This window comes from Pseudoxanthomonas helianthi, from assembly GCF_017939625.1.
GTDB lineage: Bacteria > Pseudomonadota > Gammaproteobacteria > Xanthomonadales > Xanthomonadaceae > Pseudoxanthomonas_A > Pseudoxanthomonas_A helianthi.
Map to the genome: position 1 here is coordinate 100,121 of NZ_JAGKTC010000002.1, position 24,721 is coordinate 124,841.

Annotated in this window: 20 protein-coding genes; 16 read left to right on the forward strand and 4 right to left on the reverse strand. The window is 67.6% G+C overall.

Translation table 11 applies throughout. From position 1 onward, the window contains the following. Positions 1-346 precede the first annotated feature (346 nt). From J5837_RS08170 to tkt, 7 genes are all read left to right on the forward strand, one after another. Positions 347-1,243, forward strand: coding sequence for a DUF58 domain-containing protein (locus J5837_RS08170; RefSeq protein ID WP_210536287.1), 897 nt, complete (start codon positions 347-349; stop codon positions 1,241-1,243). After that, on the forward strand, positions 1,243-1,713 hold the full coding sequence (locus J5837_RS08175) for a DUF4381 family protein (RefSeq protein ID WP_210536288.1): 471 nt from the start codon (positions 1,243-1,245) through the stop codon (positions 1,711-1,713). Before J5837_RS08170 ends, J5837_RS08175 begins: the two co-directional genes overlap by 1 nt. Continuing rightward, positions 1,710-2,726, forward strand: coding sequence for a vWA domain-containing protein (locus tag J5837_RS08180; protein WP_210536289.1), 1,017 nt, complete (start codon positions 1,710-1,712; stop codon positions 2,724-2,726). Before J5837_RS08175 ends, J5837_RS08180 begins: the two co-directional genes overlap by 4 nt. Next, positions 2,705-4,522, forward strand: a complete 1,818-nt coding sequence (locus J5837_RS08185) for a VWA domain-containing protein (RefSeq protein ID WP_425504840.1) — start codon at positions 2,705-2,707, stop codon at positions 4,520-4,522. The genes J5837_RS08180 and J5837_RS08185 overlap by 22 nt, the downstream gene beginning before the upstream one ends. Next, positions 4,522-6,186: a BatD family protein gene (locus tag J5837_RS08190; protein ID WP_244755842.1), complete on the forward strand. Its 1,665-nt coding sequence runs from the start codon at positions 4,522-4,524 to the stop codon at positions 6,184-6,186. Before J5837_RS08185 ends, J5837_RS08190 begins: the two co-directional genes overlap by 1 nt. A gap of 214 nt (positions 6,187-6,400) precedes the next feature. Then, on the forward strand, positions 6,401-7,720 hold the full coding sequence (locus J5837_RS08195) for a dicarboxylate/amino acid:cation symporter (RefSeq protein ID WP_210536292.1): 1,320 nt from the start codon (positions 6,401-6,403) through the stop codon (positions 7,718-7,720). A 161-nt stretch (positions 7,721-7,881) separates the two neighbouring features. Then, positions 7,882-9,882 (forward strand): transketolase, encoded by a 2,001-nt coding sequence (gene tkt, locus J5837_RS08200; RefSeq protein ID WP_210536293.1) that lies wholly within the window; start codon positions 7,882-7,884, stop codon positions 9,880-9,882. A 34-nt stretch (positions 9,883-9,916) separates the two neighbouring features. Here tkt and J5837_RS08205 read toward each other — a convergent pair whose 3' ends face one another. Further along, positions 9,917-10,474 carry a flavin reductase family protein gene (locus J5837_RS08205; RefSeq protein ID WP_210536294.1) on the reverse strand — a complete coding sequence of 186 codons (558 nt, stop codon included), beginning with the start codon at positions 10,472-10,474 and terminating at the stop codon, positions 9,917-9,919. A gap of 229 nt (positions 10,475-10,703) precedes the next feature. On the opposite strand from J5837_RS08205, the gene J5837_RS08210 reads away from it, so the two are divergent. Together J5837_RS08210 and J5837_RS08215 are read left to right on the forward strand one after the other, a co-directional pair. Beyond that, positions 10,704-11,570: a pirin family protein gene (locus tag J5837_RS08210; RefSeq protein WP_210536295.1), complete on the forward strand. Its 867-nt coding sequence runs from the start codon at positions 10,704-10,706 to the stop codon at positions 11,568-11,570. Positions 11,571-11,584: 14 nt separating this feature from the next. Beyond that, on the forward strand, positions 11,585-11,989 hold the full coding sequence (locus J5837_RS08215; RefSeq protein ID WP_210536296.1) for an OsmC family protein: 405 nt from the start codon (positions 11,585-11,587) through the stop codon (positions 11,987-11,989). A gap of 132 nt (positions 11,990-12,121) precedes the next feature. Here the strand turns inward: J5837_RS08215 and J5837_RS08220 are convergent, their stop codons facing one another. Genes J5837_RS08220 through J5837_RS08230 form a run of 3 tightly spaced genes read right to left on the reverse strand, consistent with a single transcriptional unit; the run spans position 12,122 to position 14,515 of the window. Beyond that, positions 12,122-12,988 (reverse strand): MBL fold metallo-hydrolase, encoded by an 867-nt coding sequence (locus J5837_RS08220; protein ID WP_210536297.1) that lies wholly within the window; start codon positions 12,986-12,988, stop codon positions 12,122-12,124. After that, positions 12,985-13,830, reverse strand: a complete 846-nt coding sequence (locus J5837_RS08225; protein ID WP_210536298.1) for a S1/P1 nuclease — start codon at positions 13,828-13,830, stop codon at positions 12,985-12,987. The genes J5837_RS08220 and J5837_RS08225 overlap by 4 nt, the downstream gene beginning before the upstream one ends. Before the next feature lie 46 nt (positions 13,831-13,876). Continuing rightward, positions 13,877-14,515 carry an OmpW/AlkL family protein gene (locus J5837_RS08230; protein WP_210536299.1) on the reverse strand — a complete coding sequence of 213 codons (639 nt, stop codon included), beginning with the start codon at positions 14,513-14,515 and terminating at the stop codon, positions 13,877-13,879. Between the two features lie 172 nt (positions 14,516-14,687). Here J5837_RS08230 and gap point away from each other — a divergent pair, with 172 nt between their 5' ends. The 7 genes from gap (at position 14,688) to J5837_RS08265 (ending at position 24,581) form a co-directional block, all read left to right on the forward strand. Then, entirely contained in the window at positions 14,688-15,692 is a 1,005-nt protein-coding gene (gene gap, locus J5837_RS08235; protein ID WP_210536300.1) for a type I glyceraldehyde-3-phosphate dehydrogenase, read from the forward strand. Between the two features lie 234 nt (positions 15,693-15,926). Beyond that, the gene (locus J5837_RS08240; RefSeq protein ID WP_210536983.1) at positions 15,927-18,638 is read left to right on the forward strand and encodes a DUF2339 domain-containing protein; all 2,712 of its coding nucleotides are present in this window, start codon (positions 15,927-15,929) and stop codon (positions 18,636-18,638) included. Positions 18,639-18,643: 5 nt separating this feature from the next. Next, positions 18,644-20,008 (forward strand): DUF3999 domain-containing protein, encoded by a 1,365-nt coding sequence (locus J5837_RS08245; protein WP_210536301.1) that lies wholly within the window; start codon positions 18,644-18,646, stop codon positions 20,006-20,008. A 46-nt stretch (positions 20,009-20,054) separates the two neighbouring features. After that, the gene (locus J5837_RS08250; protein WP_210536302.1) at positions 20,055-20,465 is read left to right on the forward strand and encodes a group III truncated hemoglobin; all 411 of its coding nucleotides are present in this window, start codon (positions 20,055-20,057) and stop codon (positions 20,463-20,465) included. A gap of 75 nt (positions 20,466-20,540) precedes the next feature. Then, positions 20,541-21,716, forward strand: a complete 1,176-nt coding sequence (locus J5837_RS08255; RefSeq protein ID WP_210536303.1) for a phosphoglycerate kinase — start codon at positions 20,541-20,543, stop codon at positions 21,714-21,716. 233 nt (positions 21,717-21,949) lie between these two features. Beyond that, positions 21,950-23,422 (forward strand): pyruvate kinase, encoded by a 1,473-nt coding sequence (gene pyk, locus J5837_RS08260; RefSeq protein WP_210536304.1) that lies wholly within the window; start codon positions 21,950-21,952, stop codon positions 23,420-23,422. A gap of 154 nt (positions 23,423-23,576) precedes the next feature. Then, positions 23,577-24,581 (forward strand): class I fructose-bisphosphate aldolase, encoded by a 1,005-nt coding sequence (locus tag J5837_RS08265; protein ID WP_210536305.1) that lies wholly within the window; start codon positions 23,577-23,579, stop codon positions 24,579-24,581. Positions 24,582-24,721: the final 140 nt, after the last annotated feature.

The window sequence follows — 24,721 nt, forward strand, 5'->3', positions numbered from 1 at the left end:
GCCGTTCCGAACGTAGTGAGGGATCGGCTTTTGCCCTGGCATGAAGCGAAAGTGTTGACTAGCCTACGGCTGTTGAAGAGCTTTCGCGCTTACGCGCGAGTTACTTTCTTTGCTTGTGCAAAGAAAGTAACCAAAGAAAGCACACCCTGCCTCTCGCCCTTCGCTGCGCGAAGGGTTCGCGGAGCCGGCGGGAATTTTCGGACGGGGCATCCTGCCCCTTCCGAAAACGGCGCACATCCCTGTGCGCCGCCCCTGCGGGGTTTACCCACCGGCTCCGCCGCTGCGGACGGGGCCCTAAATCAGGAGCAAAACAGCAACAGCGACAGCACGTGCGTTGGAGCAGTCCATGCCTGAGGGCATCACCCCAACTCTGGCCGAACTGGTTGCGTTGCGCGCAGTCGCGCAGCGGCCGCGGCCTGCGCGCAAGGGACGGCATGGGGTGGCGGGGCCGGCGGCGTCGAACCTGCGCGGGCGCGGCATGGAATACGCGGAGTCGCGCGAGTACGTTCCGGGCGACGACGTGCGCCACATCGACTGGCGCCTCACCGCACGCAGCGGGCGTACGCATACCAAGCTGTTCCAGGCCGAACGCGAGCGCCTGACCCTGATCGTCGCGGACACGTCGCCGATGTTGTATTTCGGCACCCGCGTGCGTTTCAAGTCGGTGCAGGCGGCGCGCGCCGGTGCGGTTGCGGCGTGGGCCGCGGTGCGCGATGGCGATCGCGTCGCGACGTTGCGCGGCACGCGCGCGGAAGCACCGGTGCCGCCGGCCGCGGGCGCGCGCGGTGCCTTGCGCGTACTCGATGCGCTGGTGCGCTGGTATGCGCGCCAGCCGGCGGACGACGCCGGCCTTGCGACGGCGCTGGAAAACGCTGGTCGCCTGCTGCGGCCGGGATCGCGGCTGGTCGTGCTGGCCGATCCGCGCAGCATCGCGGCGATTCCCGAATCGCGCTGGCCGCAACTGGCTGCGCATCATGAAGTGGTGGTATTGCTGTTGACCGATGCGCTGGAACGGGAACCGCCGAAGTCGGTGCTGCCGTTCGCCAGCGGAGGCCATCGGGTCGAACTCGACCTCGGCAACGCCGCGCAGCGGCAGAAATGGCGCAACGAATTCGTCGTACCGATGGAACGCGCGTTGGAGACCCTGCCGTCGCGCGGCGTCCGCGTGTTCGCGTTGTCGACCGACGCGAACAGCGAGGCATGGTTGCCCTTGCTCGGTCGCGCGCCGGCACAGGTGGCGTGATGGCGCAGCCCGACCAACTCGTCCTGCGCGACGTTCATGTGCCGGCGGCGCCCCCGTGGTGGCCGCCTGCACCCGGTTGGTGGATCGTCTTGGCTGCGGTATTCGCGGCCGCACTGGTCCTGTTGGCGTGGTCGCATCGTCGTCGCAAGCGGTTGCAGGCGTGGCAGAAGCTGTTCGACGAAGCCTGCGCCCTGCCACTGGCCAGTGCGCAGGTCGCCGCGATGTCCGAATTGCTGCGCCGCGCCGCGCGCAAGGTCGATCCGCATGCCGACACGCTGGAAGGCGAGGCCTGGTTGCGTTTCCTCGATGGCGATGCTTCGAGGAAAAAACCGCGCAGCGATTTCACCGAGGGCGCCGGCCGCCGGTTGCTCGATGGCGGCTATCGCCGCGACGTCGACGAAAACCAACTTGCCATCGTGAAGTCCGTGGCGCGCACGCGCTTCCTCGAGCTGATGGCGGGGCAGCGATGATCCCCGACTGGCTGCAGGCGCTGCGCGATCTGTTCGGCGGTTTCGCCTGGCCTTGGATGTGGCTGGCCTTCCCGTTGCCGTGGCTCGCCGCCTGGTTGTTGCCGGCGCGCTCCAGCGGCTCCGCTGCGTTGAAGGTGCCTTACGGCAACAAGCTCGACGGCATCGCCGGAGCCGGCGTGCGCGGTTACCGGATGCGGGTGCGGTGGTTGGCGTGGCTCGCGTGGTTCCTGCTGTGTTTCGGCGCTGCGCGGCCGCAGGAACTGAGCGAAGCGGTGGCGCCACCGCAGAGCGGGCGCGACCTGATGCTGGCGGTGGACCTGTCCGGCAGCATGAACGAGCCGGACATGGAACTGGGCGCCGAAGTAGTCGATCGCCTGACCGCCGCGAAGGCGGTGCTGGCCGATTTCCTCGACCGCCGCGTCGGCGACCGCGTCGGCCTGCTGGTGTTCGGGCAGCGTGCCTACGCGATGACGCCGTTGACCCTGGACCGCGACTCGGTGCGCGAACAGTTGCGCGACAGCGTGGTCGGCCTGGCGGGACAGGAAACCGCGATCGGCGATGCCATCGGCCTGGCGGTGAAACGCCTGCACGCGCAGCCGGAAGGCCAGCGCGTGCTGATCCTGCTGACCGACGGTGTGAACACCGCCGGCCTGCTCGATCCGGTCAAGGCCGCCGAAGTCGCCGCGCAGCAGGGCATCCGCATCCACACCATCGCCTTCGGCGGGCGCGGCGGCGACATGTCGCTGTTCGGTTTTCGCCTGCCGGTGCCGGGAGGCGACGATGAAATCGACGAAGCCACGCTGCAGCAGATCGCCAAGCTGACCGGCGGCCGCTTCTTCCGCGCCGGGGACACCGAGGAACTGGCGGGTATCTATGGCGAACTCGACCGCATCGAACCGGTGCGGCAGGAAGGCCAGAAGGTGCGCCCGCGGATCGAGCGCTACTGGTGGCCGCTGGCAGGCGCGATGCTGGCGGCATTGCTGGCCCTCGCATTGCCGGGGCGACGCGCATGAATGCGCTGCTCGCCGGCCTGCATTTCCTGCGTCCGCACTGGTTGTGGGCGTTGCTGGCGCTGCCCGCCTTGTGGTGGCTGTGGCGCTTGCGCCAACGGCGCGACAACGTCTGGCGCGAAAGCGTGGATCCGCACCTGTTGCCGCATCTGCTGCAGCGTGGCGATGGGACCGCGCGCGGACTGTTTGGAACCGGCGCGCCATGGCTGGGCCTGCTCGGTTACGTGCTGGGCGTGCTGGCGTGGGCCGGGCCCAGCTGGCGACAGGGCGAACAGCCGTTGTGGCAATCGCAGACGCCATTGGTCGTCGCGCTGGACATGTCGCCGCGGATCGGCGCGGCCGACCTGCCGCCCTCGCGACTGCTGCAGGTGCGCGCCAAGCTGGCGACGTTGTTGAACGAACGCGCCGGCGGTCAGGTTGCGCTGGTCGCGTATGCGGGCGAGGCGTTCACGGTAGCGCCGCTGACCGACGATGCGTCGAACGTCGCGCTGTTCCTCGACGCGCTCGAGCCCGACGTGATGCCGGTGGACGGACAGGATGCCGCAGCGGCGCTCGACCATTCCGCGCGCTTGCTGAAACAGGCCGGCTTCGATCGCGGCGACATCCTGCTGGTCGGCGACCACGCCGACGCCTCGGCGCTCGCCGCCGCGACCAAGCTGCGCCTGCAGGGTTATCGCGTGTCGGCGTTGGGCGTCGGTACCGCGCTCGGCGCGGCCTATCGCGACCTGGAGGGACGTTTCCAGCACGCCAGCCTCGATGCCGCTTCGCTGCGCGCGCTGGCGTCGGCCGGGGGCGGCGCATACGCGACGCTGGTGCCCGGCGATGCGGACCTGCGTGCGCTGGGTGTGCTCGATCCGCAGGCGGGCGAAGCCGCATCCGCGCGCGGGCAGAAGGGCCTGGCCTGGCTCGACGAAGGGTACTGGCTGCTGCCGCCCCTGTTGCTGCTGGGCCTGTTTGCGTTCCGTCGCAACGGTGTCGCCGCCGTGCTGGTGCTCGGTCTGATGATGCCGCTGGCGCCGACGGCGCGTGCGGCCGACACCGATTGGTGGCGACGTGCCGACCAGCGACAGCATGCGCGAATCGAGCAGGGCGCGCAGGCGTACCGCAAGGGCGATTTCGCTTCGGCCGAAAAGGCGTTTTCGGACATGCAGGGCGCCGACGGCGCGTACAACCGCGGCAACGCATTGGCCAAGCAGGGTCGTTACGACGAGGCGATCGCAGCCTACGACGAAGCGCTGAGGCAGCAGCCGGGCATGGACGACGCCATCGCCAACAGGAAGGCGGTCGAGGCGGCGAGGAGGCGTCAGCAGCAGAACGGGCAAGGCAAGAACAAGCAGCAGAATCAAAGCGGCCGGGGTAAACAGCAACAGAATTCGCAGCAGCAAAAGCCAGGACAGCAGCAGAACCCATCAGCGCAGCAGAATCAGCCGGGCCAACGGGAATCGAAATCGCCATCGGGTTCCGGCAACCAGCAGGCGGGCCCACAGAGCAAATCACAGCAGGACCGCGACGGCGGGCAGCCTGCGGACAAACCCGTGCAAGCTGAGAACGAGAAAGCGCAGCGCGAAGCCGATGCGGCACAGAAGCAGCGCATGCAGCAGGCGATGGCGCAGGCCACGAAGCCGGGCGAGAAGAAGAACGCCAATGGCGATACAGCCGCGCCCGTGGAAACGGCCGAGCAGCGCGAGCGTCGGCAGGCGGTCGAAGCCTGGTTGCGCCGCGTGCCCGACGATCCGGGTGGCTTGCTGCGGGCCAAGTTCCGGTTGGAATACGAACGCCGGCAGAGGGAAGGAAGATGATGCGACGGTTGTTTCTGATGTTCGCGATCGCGCTTGCGGCTGTCGCCACGGCGCAGGCCGAAACCCGTGCATGGGTCGACGGCGGGCGCGGCAGCGTCGGCGAAGAGCTGGTGTTGAACATCGAAACCGACCAGGCCACGGCCGCGCCCGACCTGTCGCCGCTGATGCGCGACTTCACCTTGGCCGACCAGTCCAGCAGCCGCTCGGTGCAGTGGGTCAATGGCAGCGTCAAGGCGAAGACGACTTATGCGATCGCCCTGGTGCCGCGGCGTGAGGGCCAGGTGACGATTCCGGCGATCCGCGTCGGCAACGAATTCTCCCGCCCGGTGGTGGTGCAGGTCAGTGCGGCGGGGGCCGGCTCGCAGCCGGCGTCGCAGGACCGCTCGGTTGCTTTCTTCGAAACCCTGGTCGACGACACGCAGCCCTACGTGCAGCAGAGTGTCGGCCTGACCGTGCGTTTCAACTACACCGACGCCATCGCCAGCGGCAGTTTCGGCATCGATACGCCGGATGGTGCGTCGATGCAGCAGGTCGGCCAGGACCGATTCTCGGCGCGGATCGTCGGCGGACGCGAATACAAGGTCGCCGAGCGCCAGTACGTGCTGGTCCCCGAACGCAGCGGGCGCCTGGTGATCCCCGCGCCGCAGTTCCAGGGGCGCAGCAACGGCGACCTGTTCGGCGCGTTCTTCGGTGGCGGCGGCGAGCCGGTGCGCATCGGCGGGCAGGCGCGCGTGCTCGACGTGCAGGCGCAACCGGCCCATGCGCCGCAACCGTGGCTGCCGTTGCGCGACCTGCGCCTGCGTTACGCCGGCGCCGCGCAGGCCGCGCGCACCGGCGAAGCGGCGACGTTGACCGTCGAAGCCGTGGCCGAAGGCGCGACCCAGGCGCAGATGCCGGAACTGCCGGCGCCGTCGGTGCCAGGCGCACAGGTGTTCGCCGACACGCCGCAGTTCGACGAAACCTTCGTCGATGGCGTGCCGCGGGTGAAGGCGACCCGGCGCTTCTCCATCGTGCCGTCGCGCCCGGGCAACCTGCGCGTGCCGGGCATGCGCCTGTCGTGGTGGGATGTGCGCGCGGACGCGGCGAAGGTCGCGTCGCTGCCGGACCTCACCCTCGCGGTGGCGCCTGGCGGCGGGATGTCCACGGCCGGACTGCCGCCTGCGCAGGATTCGTCCGCGCCGGAATCCGAGGATGCGGCGACGCTTCCGCCGCGCGTGCCGGCGCAGGTGTGGCCATGGCTCGCGGCGGGCTTCGCCTTGCTGTGGTTGCTGACCCTGTTGTGGGCATTGTCGCGCCGTCGCCATCCAGCCCCGGTGCGGGCGTTGCCTCTTGGCGCGTCGGCGGAGACGGATGCCGTGGTCGCGCCGTGGTATGCGGCCAGCGACCTGAAACGCGCGCTGGATACCGGCACCCTGGATGAAATCGGCGGGGTGCTGCGCGGCATGCACGCGCCGCCGCTGGCCGACCTGGATGCGGTGCTGGCCGAACTGGCTGAACCCTCGCAGCGCGAGGCGGTCGAGCAGTTGCGCCGCGCGCGCTGGGCCGACGGCGACGGTCCGCTGGCTCGCGCCGCGTTGCGTACCGCGTTCCGCAACGGACCTGTGTGGCGGGCGGCGAAAGTCGCAAAACCGGGACCGTTGCCGCCGCTGTATCCGGAGCGCTGAAACTCGTCGTTCTCCACCGGGTCGAAGCTGCCTCAGCGGCTGAGGGGTGGCGCGTAGCGCCGATGAAGGCGGGAGCCTGCGGACGCGGGACTGGCTGCATGGCAAGCGGGTCTTCAGCCCTCATCCGCCGTTCGGGCACCTTCGCCCGGTGGGAGAAGGGGAAAAGCCCCCGATTTGCTAAGCTGCCGCGTCTTTTTGCCCGCGAGAACGCCGCATGCATACCGCTCCCGAACCGAAGAAGCCTGGCCTGCCGTTGCACATCAAGGTGCTGCTGGGCTTCGTGCTGGGCACGGTGGTGGGCCTGGTCGTGCACGCCACGGCCGCGGATGCGGTCTGGGTGCAATCGCTGACCGAATACCTGACCCGGCCGTTCGGCCAGATCTTCCTCAACCTGCTGTTCATGCTGGTGGTGCCGCTGATGTTCTCGGCGCTGGTGCTGGGCGTGGGCGAACTGGGCGACATCGCCTCGCTCGGGCGGCTCGGCTGGAAGACCCTGATCTACACCGCCGTGGTGACGGCGGCGGCCGTGCTCATCGGCCTGGTCTGCGTCAACCTGTTCCAGCCCGGTACGCACATGGACGCCTCGCTGGTCGAGCGCGCGATGAGCAATGCGAAGACCGGCGAAATCATCAGCAAGGGCAACGAATTGCGCTTGATGGACCTGCTGGTCAACATCGTGCCGCACAACATCGTCGGCGCGATGGGCGACGACAGCAAGAAGCTGGGCATCGTGTTCTTCGCGCTGATGATCGGCATCGGCCTGGTGATGAAGCCGACGCCGGCGACCCATGCGTTCAAGAACGCGCTGCAGGGCCTGTTCGAAATCTGCATGCACCTGATCGGCCTGTTCATCCGCCTGGCGCCGTATGCGGTGGCCGCGTTCATGTTCAACCTGACCTCGCAGCTGGGCTGGGACGTGATCCAGAGCCTGCTGTGGTTCGTGGTCACCGTGCTGCTGGCGCTGGCGATCCACGGCTTCGTGGTGCTGCCGCTGTGGGTGAAGTTCATGGGCGGCATGGGTCCGCGCGAGTTCTTCCGCGGTACCCAGGAAGCCTCGCTGACCGCATTCGCCACCGCGTCGTCGACCGCGACCCTGCCGGTGACCCTTCGTGTGGCAGAAGAGAACCTGAAGCTGCCGCGCAAGGTCTCGCGTTTCGTGCTGACCGTCGGCGCCTCGGCCAACCATCACGGCACCGCGCTGTTCGAAGGCATCACCGTGCTGTTCCTGGCCCAGGTCTACGGCTTGCACCTGGGCCTGCCGCAGCAGTTGATGGTGCTGGTGCTGTGCATCCTCGGCGGCATCGGAACCGCGGGCATCCCGTCCGGTTCGCTGCCGGTGATCGCGATGATCTGCGGGATCATCGGCATCAAGCCGGAAGGCATCGGCATCGTCCTCGGCGTCAACACCTTCCTCGACATGTGTCGCACTTCGCTGAACGTCACCGGCGACTTGGCCACCGCGGTGGTGGTATCCAACCGCAGCGGCGTGGCCGATGAGGACGTACCGGAAGTGCCGGATACGGCCGGGCATTGAGGTCGGTGAAGGGTAGGGCGGGTCTTGACCCGCCTCGCAAGACGTCGAGTTGCTGCTGAAGGCGGGTCAAGACCCGCCCTACCGGGATTCGCATCTATTGGGCGGCAGGGCCGGGCAGGCGTGTGGGACAATAGGCGCTTCCGCCGCCCACCCCCGCCCCCATGACGACGCCCACCCGCCGCCAGCTCGCCAACGCCATCCGTTTCCTCGCCGCCGACGCGGTGCAGGCCGCCAACTCCGGCCATCCCGGCATGCCCATGGGCATGGCCGACATCGCCGAAGTGCTGTGGAACGACTACTACAAGCACAATCCGGCCAACCCGCACTGGGTCGACCGCGACCGCTTCGTGCTGTCCAACGGCCATGGCTCGATGCTGCAGTACGCCACCCTGCACCTGAGCGGCTACGACCTGCCGCTGGAAGAGCTGAAGCATTTCCGCCAACTGCACAGCAAGACCGCCGGCCATCCGGAGCGCAGCGAAACCCCCGGCGTCGAAACCACCACCGGTCCGCTGGGCCAGGGCTTCGCCAACGCGGTCGGCTTCGCCCTCGCCGAAAAGCTGCTGGCCCAGCGCTACAACCGCGACGACCTGACCCTGGTCGACCATCGCACCTGGGTGTTCATGGGCGATGGCTGCCTGATGGAAGGCGTGTCCCACGAGGCCGCCTCGCTGGCCGGCACCTGGGGCCTGCACAAGCTGGTCGCGTTCTGGGACAACAACCACATCTCCATCGACGGCAACACCGACGGCTGGTTCACCGACGATACGCCGATGCGTTTCGAAGCCTATGGCTGGCAGGTGATCCGCAACGTCGACGGCCACGATCCGGTCGAGATCAAGAAGGCCATCGACACCGCGCTGAAGTCGACCGACAAGCCCACCCTGATCTGCTGCCGCACCACGATCGGCTTCGGTTCGCCGAACAAGGCCGGCAAGGAATCCAGCCACGGCGCGCCGCTGGGCAAGGAAGAGCTGCAGGCCACCCGCGAGGCGCTGGAGTGGCCGTATGGGCCGTTCGAGATTCCCGACGAAATCTACGCCGCGTGGAACGCCAGGGCCGCCGGTGCGCAGCGCGAGACCGAGTGGAACCAGCGCTTCGACCAGTATGCCGCCCAGTATCCGGAGCAGGCCGCCGAGTTCACCCGCCGCACGCGCGGCGAGCTGCCGGCCGATTTCGTCGCGCAGGCCGACGCCTTCATCGCCAAGGTGCAGGCCGACGGCCAGACCATCGCATCGCGCAAGGCTTCGCAGAACACCATCGAGGCGTTCGCGCCGCTGTTGCCGGAAATCGTCGGCGGTTCGGCCGACCTGGCCCATTCCAACCTGACCCTGTGGAAGGCCAGCAAGTCGGTCGCCAGCGACGACGCCAACGCCAACTATGTCTACTACGGCGTGCGCGAGTTCGGCATGACCGCCATCGCCAATGGACTGGCCCTGCACGGCGGTTTCATTCCGTTCGACGCCACCTTCCTGGTGTTCAGCGACTACGCGCGCAACGGCGTGCGCATGAGCGCGCTGATCCCGGCGCATTCGATCCACGTCTACACCCACGACTCCATCGGCCTCGGCGAAGACGGCCCGACCCACCAGCCGGTCGAACACCTCGCCGCGTTGCGCTACATCCCCAACAACGACGTGTGGCGTCCCTGCGACGCGGTCGAGTCGGCTGCGGCGTGGAAGGCCGCGATCACCCGCAGCGGAGGTCCGAGCTGCCTGGTGTTCTCGCGCCAGAACCTGCCGCACCAGCCGCGCAGCGCGCAGCAGGTGGCCTTGATCGAACGCGGCGGCTACGTGCTGGCCGATGCCGAAGGCGGTGCCCCCGACGTGATCCTGATCGGCACCGGCTCGGAAGTCGGCCTGGCCGTGCAGGCCAAGGCGACGCTGGATGCGGCCGGGATCCGGACACGCGTGGTGTCGATGCCCTCGACCGACGTGTTCGATCGCCAGGACGCGGTCTACCGCGAATCGGTGTTGCCGTCGGCAGTGCGCAAGCGCGTGTCGGTCGAAGCCGGCGTGACCGGCTTCTGGCGCAAGTACGTCGGCCTCGACGGCGCGACCATCGGCATCGACACTTTCGGTGCCTCGGCGCCGGCCGAGGTGCTGTTCCCGCACTTCGGCATCACCGCCGAGCACGTGGTCGACGCGGCGAAGTCGCTTTGATGGCCCCGGGCCCTTCCCCGCGCAGGGGAAGGGCTCATTCGTCCAGCATTTCCGGCTTGAACAGGCGTCGCCGCGAGACTTCCTCGCCCGACAGCATGAAGCGTCCGCCGCCACGGTAATGCACGGTCCTCGGCAGCTTCGGCGAAGTCGCCACATGCGCCTTCACCACCTGCCAGACGAACAGGTTGTACAGGTCGGTGTTGCGCATCTCGTGCAGCACGCATTCGAAGTTCGCGTGGCACGCGTCGATCAGCGGCGCCGAGACTTTTTCGCCGGCCGTCGTCTTCAGCCCGAAGCGTTCGAACTTGTCGCCTTCGCGTCCGCTGCAATTGCCGATGCGGACCACGGTATCCAGCAGGTCCGCCGTCGGCAGGTTGATCACGCATTCGCGGCTCTTGCGGACCAGGTGGTGGGTGCGGTTCGCGTCCCAGATGTAGGTGCCGACCAGGTCCCAGCCCAGCATCATGTGCCAGCCCATCGTCATGACATCGCGCTCGCCGTTCCAGGCCGAACTGACCAGCACGACCGGGCCGGGTTCGAGGAAACGGCGGACCTGATCGACCGGGAAATCGCGCTTGCGTCGGGACGGCATCGGAAGTCTCCGGCAGAGTTGTTGGGCCCTGGATAGGTCGGAGTGCGTTACTGCGGCGTGTTGTCGGAGGGTTTCATCGAGTGTTCCGGAGGAAGCCGAAATTCCGTACTATCCCTAATATTGTTCCGAATATGGGACGGTTCGGCATGCGCGCAGGGCTGGTTCCGGCAACACCGCGGGCGCATCTTGTCGTCCGGCGGCCGATCCGGCCGGAAGAGTGGAGGCAACCATGAAGAAGATCATCGAGATCGGCTCGGCGCCCGGCCGGCATTGGGTCGGCGACGGATTCCCGGTGCACGGAATGTTCGGTTACAGCGGTCCGGGCGTGCCCGCGCGCAGTCCGTTCCTCATGCTGGATTACGCAGCGCCGACCACGTTCGAGCCGACCACGCAGCGGCGCGGCGTCGGCCAGCATCCGCACCGCGGCTTCGAGACCGTCACCATCGTCTACGAAGGCGAAGTCGAGCATCGCGACTCGACCGGCAAGGGCGGGGTGATCGGCCGCGGCGACGTGCAGTGGATGACCGCCGGCGGCGGCATCCTGCACGAGGAATTCCATTCGACCGAATACGCCAAGCGCGGCGGCCCGTTCGAGATGGTGCAGCTGTGGGTCAACCTGCCGAAGAAGCACAAGATGACCGCACCGGGCTACCAGGGCATCCTCGACGCCGACATCCCCGCGGTAGCGCTGCCGGAAGGCGCGGGCACGCTGCGCGTGATCGCCGGCGACTACAACGGCAAGCTCGGTCCGGCCAGCACCTTCAGCCCGATCAATGTCTGGGACGTGCGCCTGGGCGCCGGCAAGTCGGTCGAATTGCCGCAACCGGAAGGCTGGACCACGCTGCTGGTGGTGCTGGCCGGCACGGTGATGGTCAATGGCGCCGAAGTGCTGCGCGAAAAGCAGATGGCCACGCTGTCCACCGAGGGCACCGGCGTGAGCATCGAAGCCAACAGCGATGCCAAACTGCTGCTGCTCGCTGGCGAACCGATCGACGAGCCGGTGGTCGGCTATGGTCCGTTCGTGATGAACAGTCCGCAGGAAATCAGCCAGGCGATCAGCGACTTCAACAACGGCAAGTTCGGCCGGATGGACTGACAGGGAGATTGGGGATGGCCGTTTCCACGGTACGCGCAAGCATCGGCACCACGCCTTACGCCGTCGAACTGGAAGACAACCACGGCCATCGCTGGCTGGCGGACGAGCCGCTGGAGGCCGGCGGCGGAAACGTCGGTCCGGCCCCGGAGCAGTTGCTGCTGGCCTCGCTCGGCACCTGCACCGCGGTCACCGTGACGATGTACGCGCAACGCAAGCAATGGCCGCTGTCCGGCGTGCGGGTGGAGCTGGAGTTCAACCCCGACGGCAAGCCCGCGGCGGGCAGCGATATCCGCCGTCGCGTGGAACTGATCGGCGAGCTCGACGGCGCGCAGCGCGAACGCCTGCTGCAGGTCGCCAATGCGTGCCCGATCCACAAGGTGTTGACCGGGGAAATCCGCATCGACACGGCGCTGGCTTAAAGCGATACGGTTTCTTGCGAGTCCGCAGGAACACTCGCGATTGTCATCCCGAGCGTAGCGAGGGATCTGCTTTCAAAACAGATCCCTCGCTACGCTCGGGATGACGAAAACGGATAGTCCGGATCCTCGCGCTCAGAACCGATCCAGCGGCAGCTTGAGATAGCGCACGCCATTCTCTTCCGCTTCCGGCAACGCGCCGGCGCGGATGTTCACCTGCACCGCCGGCAGCATCAGCGCCGGCATCGCCAGGGTCGCGTCGCGCGTTTCGCGCACCTGCACGAATTGCGCTTCCTCCGTGTCCGCGCGGACATGGATGTTGTCGCGTTTCTGCGCGCCGATGGTCGTTTCGCAGGCGACGGCGCGTCCGCCCGGACCGTAGTCGTGGCAGACGAACACCCGGGTCGCGTCGGGCAGCGCGTACATGCGCCGGATCGAACGGTACAGCGTCGCCGCGCTGCCGCCGGGAAAGTCGCAGCGCGCGGTGCCGCCGTCGGGCATGAACAGCGAATCGCCGGTAAACAAGGCATCGCCGACCAGGTAGGCGCAACTGTCGCTGGTGTGTCCCGGCACGGCGATGACCTGTGCCTGCAATGCGCCGATGGCGAAGGCCTCGCCGTCGGCGAACAAGTGGTCGAACTGCGAACCGTCGACCGGGAAACCATCGCCGAGATGGTAGACATCGCGGAACGTCCGCTGCACCTGGCGAATGCCTTCGCCGATGGCCAGGCGCGCATCCGGCAATTGCCGCTTCAGCCAGTGCCCGGCGCTGAGGTGGTCCGCATGCGCGTGCGTTTCCACGATCCATGCCACGTCCAGCGCCTGTGTGCGGACGAAGTCCAGCAACGCCTGCGCCGAAGCGGTGGACGTCCGTCCGCTGGCCGGTTCGAAGTCGAGCACCGGATCGACGATCGCGGCGGCCTGCGTAGCGGCATCGGCGACGACGTAACTCCAGGTGTTGCTGGCCGCATGGAAGAACGGCGTGACCCGCGGCGCGTTCATTTCGCGCCGGGATCGAGCGTCTGGTTCAACAGCTGGGCAAGATGCAGGCCGGCTTCGCGGACGCGTTGTTCGGCCAGCGGCCGCATCGCGTCGAGGTAGCCGCGGTCCATCTTGTGTTCCGCCGGATACAGCTGGCGCTGATCGATGAGCTGGCAGGAGGTTTCGGCCCAGTCCAGCGGCGTATTGCCGCCGGTGGCCGGCGCCGGTTGCGCGGCCAGCAGCTTCGCATAGCGCTTCGCCGAAAGGCCGCGCGAGGCGAGGATGTAGTAATCCCACACCGAATGCAGGTTGGTGCCCATCACGCCGTCGACGTAATTGTTGCGCGCATAGGCTTCCGGCGGGATGTCGGTGCGCAGGCTGACCTGGAACTTGTTGCCGCCGGCGTCGGTGCGGTTGCCCGCATGCATCGGCTGGTGCACGTCGCCGACCAGGTGGACGATGAACTTCAGCGCATCGCGGCGTGCGGCCTGCGGCTGGCTGCGATCGGCCAGGATCTTGCGTTGCGCCTCGATCGCCGCGACCACGCAGTTGCCGTCGGGGCAGTCGCGGGCGACGTCGAAGGCGCAGCCGCCGCCCTTGGCGTTGATGTAATGCCAGCGCGAGGTTGCCTTGAAACGCTCCGGATCGGTGTTGCGCAGGTCGTCGGCCCAGTTGGCCACGCCACCGAGCGTCGGTTCCGGTTCGCCGGCCAGCAGGCGGGCCACTTCGGCACGTGCGGCCGGCGTCAGCTGGCGCGCGGCCAGGTCGCCGACCATGCGATGGCCCAGGTCGCCCCAGGCCAGCGCGGCGGGCGCCAGCGTCAGCAACACGGCCAATGAGAACAGCAGTACGAAACGGGTCATGCCGGCATTCTAGCCGGCACGACCCGTACCTGTCGGCGGACCGCGGTCAGAACTTGACCACGAGGGCGGCGCCATAGACCAGCGGGTCGATTTCCGCCTTGCCGACGGCGACGCCATTGACCGAGACATCCGTGTCGATGTCGGCCCAGCGGGCGTCGAGGCGCAGCGAGCTGCGTTCGCTGAGGGCGAAATCGACGCCGACGTGGGCCGCTGCGCCCCACGAATCATCGAGCTTGAGTTCGGTGCCGGCCAGCGCGCCGCGGGTGTCTTCGCCGAAGAAGGTGGTGTAGTTGAGGCCCACGCCGACGAAGGGGGTGAGCTTGCTGCCATTGGCGAAGTGGTACTGCAGCGAGACCACCGGCGGAAGCTGTTTCGCGCTGCCGACGCGGCCGACGCCCTGGATGGCGATGTCGTGTTCGAACGGCAGCGCGGCCAGCACTTCGATGCCGAGGTTGTCCCGCAGGAAGTACTCGTAGGTGAAGGTCGGCCGCACGCTGCCCCCTACCTCCGTCGGCGGAAGCCGGCCGAGGCCGAGCGCGGTGGCGTCCAGGCGGCCGTTGTCCGACTTTGGGTCGACATGGTGCAGGCCGACGCCCAGCGTCCAATCGCCCTTCGACTGGGCGAACGCGGAGGGCGAAGCGGCCATGGCCAGCACGAGGGCGGCAAGGGTCAGGGGCTTGTTCATCGTTGGCATCTCTACTGTGGGGAATGGCGCCAGTTTCCGCGTGCGGACCCGGGCGCACCTTGATCGGAGTCAAGGCGCCGCGAGGCCCGTGCACGGCCGCCCCGCGCATCCCTGCTAAAATGCCGATCCCCTTCCACACCGCCGCTCGGTGCGGCCGCAGGAGCGCGAAAACATGGCAATCAAGGTTGGCATCAACGGTTTCGGCCGCATCGGGCGCAACGTGCTCCGTTCCGCCGTGCAGAACTTCGCTGGCGAGATCGAGATCGTCGCGATCAACGACCTGCTGGAACCCGACTACCTGGCCTACATGCTGAGCTACGACTCGGTGCACGGCCGCTTCAAGGGCGAGGTGAAGGTCGAAGGCAACACCCTGATCGTCAACGGCCAGAAGATCCGCCTGACCCAGGAACGCGACCCGGCCAACCTGAAGTGGGACGAAGTCGGTGCGGAAGTGGTCATCGAATCCACCGGCCTGTTCCTCGACAAGGCCACCGCGCAGAAGCACCTCGATGCCGGCGCGAAGAAGGTCGTGCTGTCGGCGCCGTCGAAGGACGACACCCCGATGTTCGTCTACGGCGTCAACGACAAGACCTACAACGGCGAGGCGATCATTTCCAACGCCTCGTGCACGACCAACTGCCTGGCCCCGATCGCCAAGGTGATCAACGACAAATGGGGCATCAAGCGCGGCCTGATGACCACCGTGCACGCCGCCACCGCGACGCAGAAGACCGTCGACGGCCCATCGAACAAGGACTGGCGCGGCGGCCGCGGCATCCTCGAGAACATCATCCCGTCCAGCACCGGCGCGGCCAAGGCGGTCGGCGTGGTGATCCCGGCGCTGAACAAGAAGCTGACCGGCATGAGCTTCCGCGTGCCGACCAGCGACGTGTCGGTGGTCGACCTGACCTGCGAACTGGAAAAGCCGGCGACCTACGCCGAGATCTGCGCGGAGATGAAGGCGCAGAGCGAAGGCGCGCTGAAGGGCATCCTCGGCTACACCGAGGACAAGGTCGTCGCCACCGACTTCCGCGGCGAGACCTGCACCTCGGTGTTCGACGCCGATGCCGGCATCGCCCTCGACCCGACCTTCGTCAAGCTGGTCAGCTGGTACGACAACGAATGGGGCTACTCGAACAAGTGCCTCGAAATGGTCAAGGTCGTCGCGGCGAAGTAAGCCGCCGGTCCATCTCGTTTCCGTCGACACGGGCGCCTCGGGGCGCCCGTGTCGTTTCCGGGGATCGCCGGACGATACCGGACGGGTCGTCCGTTGCCGCTCGCGGATCGGAATCTTGCAAATCGCGGGGTCATGCCCGAGGCTGCGGGCGCGGCTGCATGGACGGCCGGAAGGCGGGGCATTCCCCGTCCTTGAACCGGAACACGCACAGGGCGAGGTCGGGGAATGGATGATGTGGCGGGGTTGTTGGCGCTGGTGGGCCTGGTCGTACTGGCCATGCCGGTGTTGCTCATCGTCGCACTGGTGTCGGTCAGCGGCCTGAAGCGCCGCGTGGCGACGCTCGAGGAGCAGGTCGAGCAGTTGCGTGCCCTGCGCGTTGCCGCGCCTGCGCCCGAGCGACCGGCGGTGCAGGACGTCGAGGCGGATTTCGGTCCCACGCTGGCGGAATTGGTCCGCGAGCCTGCGCCCGCGCCGGGCCCCATTCCCGCGCCCGCAGCTTCCGCTCGTTCCGCAGTGCCGCCGCCGATTCCGCCGATTCCGCCGAGGATGGAACGGCCCGCCGAACCGGCGTCGCCGATGCCGCCACGTGAGCCCCGCTCGGCCCGGCCCTCGCGCCCGGATTTCGCCACCACCGCCCTCCGTGCCGTGCAACGCTGGTTCACCGTGGGCAACGTGCCGGTGAAGATCGGCATGCTGGTGCTGTTCGCCGGCGTGGCCGCCCTGCTGAAGTACGGCGCCGACCAGGGCTGGTTCACCTTGCCGCCGGAACTGCGCCTGGCCGGCATCGCCGCCGCTGCGCTGGGAGCGCTGGTATTCGCCTGGCGCAAGCGCGAAAGCAACCGCACCTTCGCCCTGAGCCTGCAGGGCGGCGCAATCGGCGTGCTGCTGCTGGTGGTGTTCGCGGCCTTCAAGATATTCACGCTGATGCCGGTGGGCGCGGCATTCGCATTGAGCGTGGCGCTGGTGGCCGGCGCCGGCATGCTGGCGGTGCTGCAGGATGCGAAGGCGCTGGCCGTGTTCGCGCTGCTCGCGGGTTTCCTCGCGCCGATCTGGCTGTCCACCGGCAGCGGCAACCATGTCGCACTGTTCTCGTATTACGCGGTGTTGAACGCCGCCATCGTCGGCATCGCCTGGTACAAGTCGTGGCGCGTGCTCAACCTGCTGGGCTTCGCCTTCACCTTCGGCATCGGCACGGTCTGGGGCGCGCTGGATTACGCGCCGGAGAAATACGCGAGCACGCAGCCGTTCCTGGCGCTGTTCTTCGTGTTCTACCTGCTGATTCCCTTGTTGTTCGCGCGCCGCCAGCCGGCCAGTCGACGCGATTTCATCGATGGTTGCCTGGTGTTCGGCGCGCCGCTGGTGGCGTTCTCGTTGCAGGCGGGATTGATGCAGGGCGGCAGCTTCGAAGCGAATCGCCTGCCGCTGGCGTTCTGTGCGCTGGGGTTGGGTGTGTTGTACGCGGCGTTGTCCTGGTGGCTGCGCCGGCACAAGGATTACGACGCGCTTACCCAGGCGTACGCCCTGCTGGCGGTCGGCTTCGCCACGCTTGCGGTGCCGCTGGCGTTGTCGGCGCGCGCCACCGCGTCGGTATTCGCGCTGGAGGGAGCGGCCTTGGCATGGCTGGGTTTGCGCCAGCGGCGCTGGTTGCCGCAGGTCAGCGGCGCCGGCCTGCAATTGGCGGCGGCGGTCGCGTTGCTGGTGGCGGTGGATGTGTGGCGCTTCGATGCGGTGGCGGTGGCCAATCCGACCTTCATGGGCGCGCTGCTGATCGCCGTGGCCGGATTCGCCAGCGCGTGGACCTATCGTGCGGCCGGCCAGGCGCAATTCGCGCTGGTGTATTACCTGTGGGGATTGGCGTGGTGGTGCGGCGCCGCGTTGCGCGAGTTCGACCGGTTTCTGCCGCCAGCATGGCATGCCGAAGCCGATGCGATCCTGATGTTCGCGGCGCTGAGCGGTTGGTTGGCCGCGGAAGTGCATCGTCGTCGTCCTGCTTCCGCGCTTGTCTGGACGACGCTGGTCGCGCTGGCATTGGCGGTGCCGTTGGCGCTCTGGCAAACGGCGGCGCACCAGCAACCGTTCGCCGGCCCGCTCGGCGCGTGGGCATGGCTGGTTTATCTGGCGCTGGGCATCCGCAGTTTGTTGTGCCTGCGGGACAGCGAACATCGCCTGGCCGGAGCCGCGCAATTCGTATGGTGGCTGGTGTGGCCGCTGGCGGCGAGCCTGCTGTTGGGGTGGTTGCCCGATCGCATCGGCGGCATGGGCCAAGGCTGGCAATTCGCGTTGCTGGCATTGCCATGGCTGGCGGTCGCGGCGATGGCGCTGTTCCGCTGGCGCTGGATTGCCGCGCCGCTGGGCGAACGTTTTGCCGTATGGAAGGCCTCGTTGCTGCGCGCGCTGTTCCTGGTGCTGGCGTTGTGGTGGCTGTGTACGTTGTTCGTGGCTGGCGCCGCATCGCCGTTGCCATGGATACCGGTGCTGAATCCGATGGAACTGGCGCAACTCGGTGTGCTGGTGCTCGCAGCCTGCTGGCGGCTGCCCAGCCTTCGCGACAGCAAGGCATCGTCGGTATGGGTCGTCACGCTCTCGCTGGTGGCGTTCGCCTGGGTGACTTCGGTGGTGCTGCATGCCGTGCATCATTGGGGTGGCGAGCCTTGGGATGGCGGGTTGGTGGCCACCAGCCTCGCGCAGACCAGCCTGACCATCGTGTGGAGCGTGCTGGGCGTGTTGGGGTGGGTGATCGGTTCGCGTCGCGGCCAGCGCATGCTGTGGCTGGCCGGCGCGGTGCTGATGGGCGTGGTGCTGGCGAAGCTGGTGCTGGTCGACCGCCAGCACCTGGGCAACCTGTTGGGCATCGGCTCGTTCATCGGCTACGGCCTGTTGTGCACGGTGGTCGGCTACCTGGCGCCGGCGCCGCCCCGTGTCGTTTCCGAGGAAAAACCCGCATGAAGCAGATGAAACGTTGGCTCTGGCTGGCCCTGCTGCCGCTGGCGGTATTCGCTGGCGTGCGCGAGGACTTCGTGCAGCAATGGCCCCTGGTGCTTTCCAGCGCTGACGCCGGCGCCTATCGGGTCATCCTGACACCGCAGGTCTATCAACGGATGCAATCGCCCGCGGCGAAGGACCTGGTGGTGGCCAACGCCGACGCCGTGCCGGTGGCGTCGGCGTTGTTCCGGGCCGACCAGCCGTTGGCGCAATCCGCGCCGGCGTTGGAGGTGCCGTGGTTTCCGTTGCCTCGTGCGGGCACTTCGCTTTCGCGCGACGTGGCTGCGATCAGCGAAATCGCCACCGATGGCAGCCTGCGCCGGGTGGAAATGCGCCCCGACGCGACTGCGACCGATGGCGTCGCCGGGGAATACCTGATCGACACCAGCCGGGTGAAGCAACCCATCACCGCCTTGCGGCTCGATTGGGCGCCGGGACAGGCGCCGTTCGAGCTGCGTTTCCGGCTGGCGGCCTCGGACGAGCTGAAGAGCTGGCAGGAAGTGCAGGACGACGCGCGCCTGATCGACCTGGAAAACAACGGCCAGCGACTGGCCGAGCACCGCATCGTCCTGTCCAGGCCGGTACAGGCACGCTACCTGCGCTTGGTGCCGATGCAGGACGACCAGCGCCCGTTGCGCATCGCTTCCGTGCACGTCGAAACCGCTGCCCACGCCAATGCAGTGGATTGGCAATGGCTGGAGCTGGCACCGCAGCGCGTCGTCGAGAACGGTACCGAGGCCTTCGTGTACCGGCTGGACGGCCGCTTCCCGGTCGAAGTGGCCGACGTCGCGATACCCGGCAACAGCACGAACCATTGGGTGCTGAAATCGCGCGACATCGAAGATGGACCATGGGAGCTCGCCGCCGAGCCGTGGATGTCCTATCGCGTGGACAGCGCCGGCAAGTCCAGCCGTTCGCCGCCTCAGCCATTGCAGGAGGTTGCGCGCGACCGTTACTGGCGCCTGTCGCCGCGCGAAGCCATCGCCGGCGATCCACCGCGCCTGCGCCTGGGCTACCGTCCCGAAGTGCTGGTGTTCCTGGCCGAAGGCAAAGGACCATACGCCTTGCTGGCAGGCAGTGCACGCGCACAGCGTACGGATGCGCCCATCCCCCAGCTGGTCGATGCCTTGCGCCAGCAGCGCGGGCCCGATTGGCAACCTGCCGAAGCCACGCTCGGCACGATGCAGCTCCTCGCAGGCGAGCGGGCGCTGACGCCGGCACCGAAGCAGCGCGACTGGAAATCCTGGCTGCTGTGGGCGCTGCTGGTGGGTGGCGCGCTGCTCGTGGCGGGGTTCGCCTTCAGCCTGCTGAAGAAGCCCGGCAGCGACGCCTGAGCTCGTTGCGCATGCGTGTTGCGGCGCCTGGGCGCAAAATACGCGCATGACAGCAGAGCCATTACCGGAACGCGGCGACATCGTCCGCCTGGTCGACGCGTTCTACGACAAGGTCCGGCGCGATGCGGTGCTCGGCCCGGTGTTCAACCCCATCGTGCACGACTGGGACGAACACAAGGCGGCCCTGGTGCGGTTCTGGGCCTCGGTGACGCTGGGCGTGCGGGAATATCGCGGCAATCCGATGGCCGTGCACCGGCCGCTGCCGATCACCGACGAGCATTTCGGCCGCTGGCTGGGCCTGTGGCGGCTCACCGTGCATGAAGTGCTGCCGCCGGCGCAGGCCGAGCTGATGTACGAGCACGCCATGCACATCGGCGCCAGCCTGCGCTATGGAATGGGCCTGGACCGCTCGCGGCCGAAGCCGCTGAAACTGCCGATCCTCGGCGTGGACGCATGAGCGCCCGCCGCGTGATTTGAAGGTGCGGCGGCGGCGGCGGACAATACCGCTCCCCATTCCAGGAGTTCCCCGCGCATGTCCATCGTCCGCATGACCGACCTCGACCTGACCGGCAAGCGCGTGCTGATCCGGCAGGACCTGAACGTGCCGATCGACAATGGCCGGATCACTTCCGAACAGCGCATCGTAGCTTCGCTGCCGACCTTGAAGCTGGCCCTGCAGAAGGGCGCGGCGGTGATGGTCACCTCGCACCTGGGCCGGCCGAAGGAAGGCACCTGGACCGAGGAAGACTCGCTGGCGCCGGTGGCTGCGCGCCTGTCGGAACTGCTCGGCGTCGACGTGCCGCTGGTGAAGGACTGGGTCGACGGCGTGGAGGTGAAGCCCGGCCAGCTGGTGCTGCTGGAAAACTGCCGCATGAACATCGGCGAGGGCAAGGACGACGAAGCGCTGTCGAAGAAGTACGCGGCGCTGTGCGACGTGTTCGTGATGGACGCATTCGGCACCGCTCATCGTGCGCAGGCTTCGACCCATGGCGCGATCCGTTTCGCCCCGGTCGCGGCCGGCGGCCCGCTGCTGATGGCCGAACTCGACGCGCTGGCCAAGGCGCTCGACAACCCGGCGCGCCCGCTGCTGGCCATCGTCGCCGGCAGCAAGGTCAGCACCAAGCTGGAGCTGCTGGCGAACCTGGTCGGCAAGGTCGACCAGCTGATCGTCGGCGGCGGCATCGCCAACACCTTCATTGCCGCGGAGGGCTACGACGTCGGCAAGTCGCTGGTCGAGATGGACCTGATCGACACCGCGAAGAAGATCATGGCCGACGCCAAGGCGCGCGGCGCCGAGATCCCGGTGCCGACCGACGTCGTCGTGGCCCCGGCCTTCGCCGCCGACGCGCCAGCCACGATGAAGGCGGTCGATGCGGTCGAAGCCGGTGACATGATCCTGGATATCGGCCCCGAGACCGCGACGCGCTATGCGCAGATGATCGGCAAGGCCGGTACCGTGGTCTGGAACGGTCCGGTCGGCGTGTTCGAGTTCAAGGCCTTCGAACGCGGCACCGAAACCGTCGCCCATGCCATCGCCGAATCCGCTGCGTTCTCCATCGCCGGCGGCGGCGACACCCTCGCGGCGGTGGACAAGTTCGGCATCGAGAAGGACGTGTCGTACATCTCCACCGGCGGCGGCGCCTTCCTCGAGTTCCTTGAAGGCAAGATCTTGCCGGCGGTCGCCGCGCTGCAGGCGCGCGCCGGCTGACCGGTTGCGCAACGGGCTGTGCGGCTGCAACAAGTTCGCGCGGTCCCGAGACCAAAAAAATACCATTGCGCGAATGCGGCGTTTGCTGGAAAAGGCCTTGAATCAAGGCCTTTTTCATTTGCCGCGGCGATGCGCGCGGTGCACATGTGCACCGCGCGTCGCATGCGTTTGTCCACTCCGTCGCGGGAGCGGAGCATTGTGTTAGCGTTCCGCCGCCTTCAGGAACCTCCGCAATGACCATCGAACACGCGCGTCGCACCAAGATTCTCGCCACCCTCGGCCCCGCCACCGACCCGCCCGGCGTGCTCGAGGACCTGTTCCGCGCCGGCGTCAACGTGGTGCGCCTGAACTTCTCCCACGGCGATCCCTCGGGACAGGCCAAGCGCGCCGCCGCCGTGCGCCTGGCCGCACAGCGCGTCGGTGCCGAAGTCGGCATCCTCGCCGACCTGCCGGGACCGAAGATCCGCATCGAGCGCTTCGCCGACGGCAAGGTGACGCTGAAGGCCGGCGAGCGTTTCGATCTGGTCGCCAGCCCCGATGCGCCTCCCGGCGACGCCTCGCAGGTCGGCGTCAGCTACCTCGGCCTGCCCGGCGACGTGGCGCACGGCGACGTGCTGCTGCTCGACGACGGCCTGATGCAGTTGCGCGTGGAAAGCGTCGAAGGCGAGCGCGTGGTCTGCTCGGTCCTCAACGACGGCGTGCTGTCCGACCGCAAGGGCCTGAACAAGCAGGGCGGCGGCCTGTCGCTGGGTGCGCTGACCGAGCGCGACAAGGAAATCATCGCCTATGTCGCCAGCAACATCGGCGTCGATTTCATCGCGGTGTCGTTCTGCCGCAACGCCGAGGACATGAACGAGGCCCGCCGCATTGCCCGCGCGAACGGCAGCGATGCGGCGCTGGTGTCGAAGATCGAACGTACCGAGGCGATCGAGAACCTCGCCGAGATCATCGAAGCCAGCGACGTGGTGATGGTCGCGCGCGGCGACTTGGGCGTGGAGATCGGCGACGCCGAGCTGCCGGGCCTGCAGAAGAAGATCATCCGCGAATCGCTGGCGCGCAACCGCGTGGTGATCACCGCGACGCAGATGCTGCAGTCGATGGTCGAAAGCCCGATCCCGACCCGCGCCGAAGTGCTGGACGTGGCCAACGCGGTGATCGACGGCACCGATGCGGTGATGCTTTCGGCCGAGACCGCGGCCGGCGCATGGCCAGTCAAGGCGGTCGAGGCGATGGCGCGCATCTGCGTCGGCGCGGAAAAACAGTTCCATGCCGACACCGACTTCGAGAAGGCGCCGCGCGACTTGGAGCGCGCCGACCAGGCCATCGCCATGGCGACGATGTTCCTCAGCGAGCACATCGGCGTGCGCGCGATCGTGGCGATGACCGAATCGGGCGGCACCGCGCGCTACCTGACGCGGTTCCGTTCGGGCGCACCGGTGTACGCGTTCTCGCGCCACGACGGCGCGCGCCGCCGCATGGCGCTGATGCGCGACGTGTTCCCCATCGCCTTCGACAGCCGCGGCCTGGCCCCGCGCGAGGCCGCGCGCGATTCGCTGGCCATGCTGTTCGACCGCGGCCTGCTGGCGACCGGCGACCGGGTCGTCTTCACCAGCGGCGACACCATGCAGCAGCACGGCGCCACCAACACCCTGCGGTTGTTGCAGTTGGGAGAAAGCGGCAAGGCCGAGGGGTTGGGCGAGTTGTAGGCGCCCTCTTGGGCGCGACCACAGACTTCCTGCCCTCGGAACTGTCCGCGCAGCACCACGCTTCTGGTCGCGCCCTAAGGGACGCTCCTACAGAAGCCGGGGTGTGGTCTATAATTGGTATTTTCCCCTCGCGCAGACTTCAAAGGATCCCCCCATGAGCATCGAACAGCTTGCCGAAACTGCCCAGGCCATGGTGGCCGCCGGCAAGGGCATCATCGCCATCGACGAATCGAGCAGCACCTGCGCCAAGCGCTTCGCTGGCGTCGGCATCGACAACACCGAAGAGAACCGCCGCCGCTACCGCGAACTGCTGCTGACCACGCCGAAGCTGTCCGACTACATCTCGGGCGCGATCCTGTTCGACGAAACCATCCGCCAGTCGACCAGCGATGGCGTGCCGTTCGCCAAGTACATGAGCCAGAACGGCATGATCCCCGGCATCAAGGTCGACAAGGGCACGCACGCCCTGGCCGGCTGCCCGGGCGAAGTGGTGACCGAAGGCCTCGACGGCCTGCGCGATCGCCTCAAGGAGTACTACGGCCTGGGCGCGCGCTTCGCCAAGTGGCGTGCGGTGATCAACATCGGCGAAGACATCCCCACCGGCACCTGCATCGAGGCCAATGCGCACGCGCTGGCGCGCTATGCCGCGCTGTGCCAGGAGCAGGGCCTGGTGCCGATGGTCGAGCCGGAAGTGCTGATGGACGGCAACCACGACATCGAGACCTGCTACGACGTCACCGAAGCCACGCTGCGCGCGCTGTTCAACGCGCTGTACGAACAGAACGTGCTGCTGGAAGGCACCATCCTGAAGGCATCGATGGTCATCGCCGGCAAGGATTGCCCGGACCAGGCGGATGTCGACGAAGTCGCCGAATCCACGGTGATGTGCCTGAAGAGCACGGTGCCGTCGATCCTGCCGGGCGTCGTGTTCCTGTCCGGCGGCCAGACCGACGAGCAATCCACCGCCCATCTCAACGCGATGAACCAGCTCGGCAACCTGCCGTGGCCGCTGAGTTTCTCTTACGGCCGCGCGATGCAGCAGGCCGCGCTGAAGCTGTGGTCGCAGGACCTGGTCGGCAATTTCGCCAAGGCGCAGGCCATCGTATACGAACGCGCGAAGGAAAACGGTCTCGCCGCGCTGGGCAAGTGGGAAGGCTGATTCTTTCGTTTCCTTTCCGACCCTCCGCTTGTCGTCCCGAACGCAGTGAGGGATCTGCTTTCTCACAGGCATCCGAAGAAAACAGATCCTCGGCTTCGCCTCGGAATGACAGTCGAAACAACGCCGGCGCGAGCCGGCGT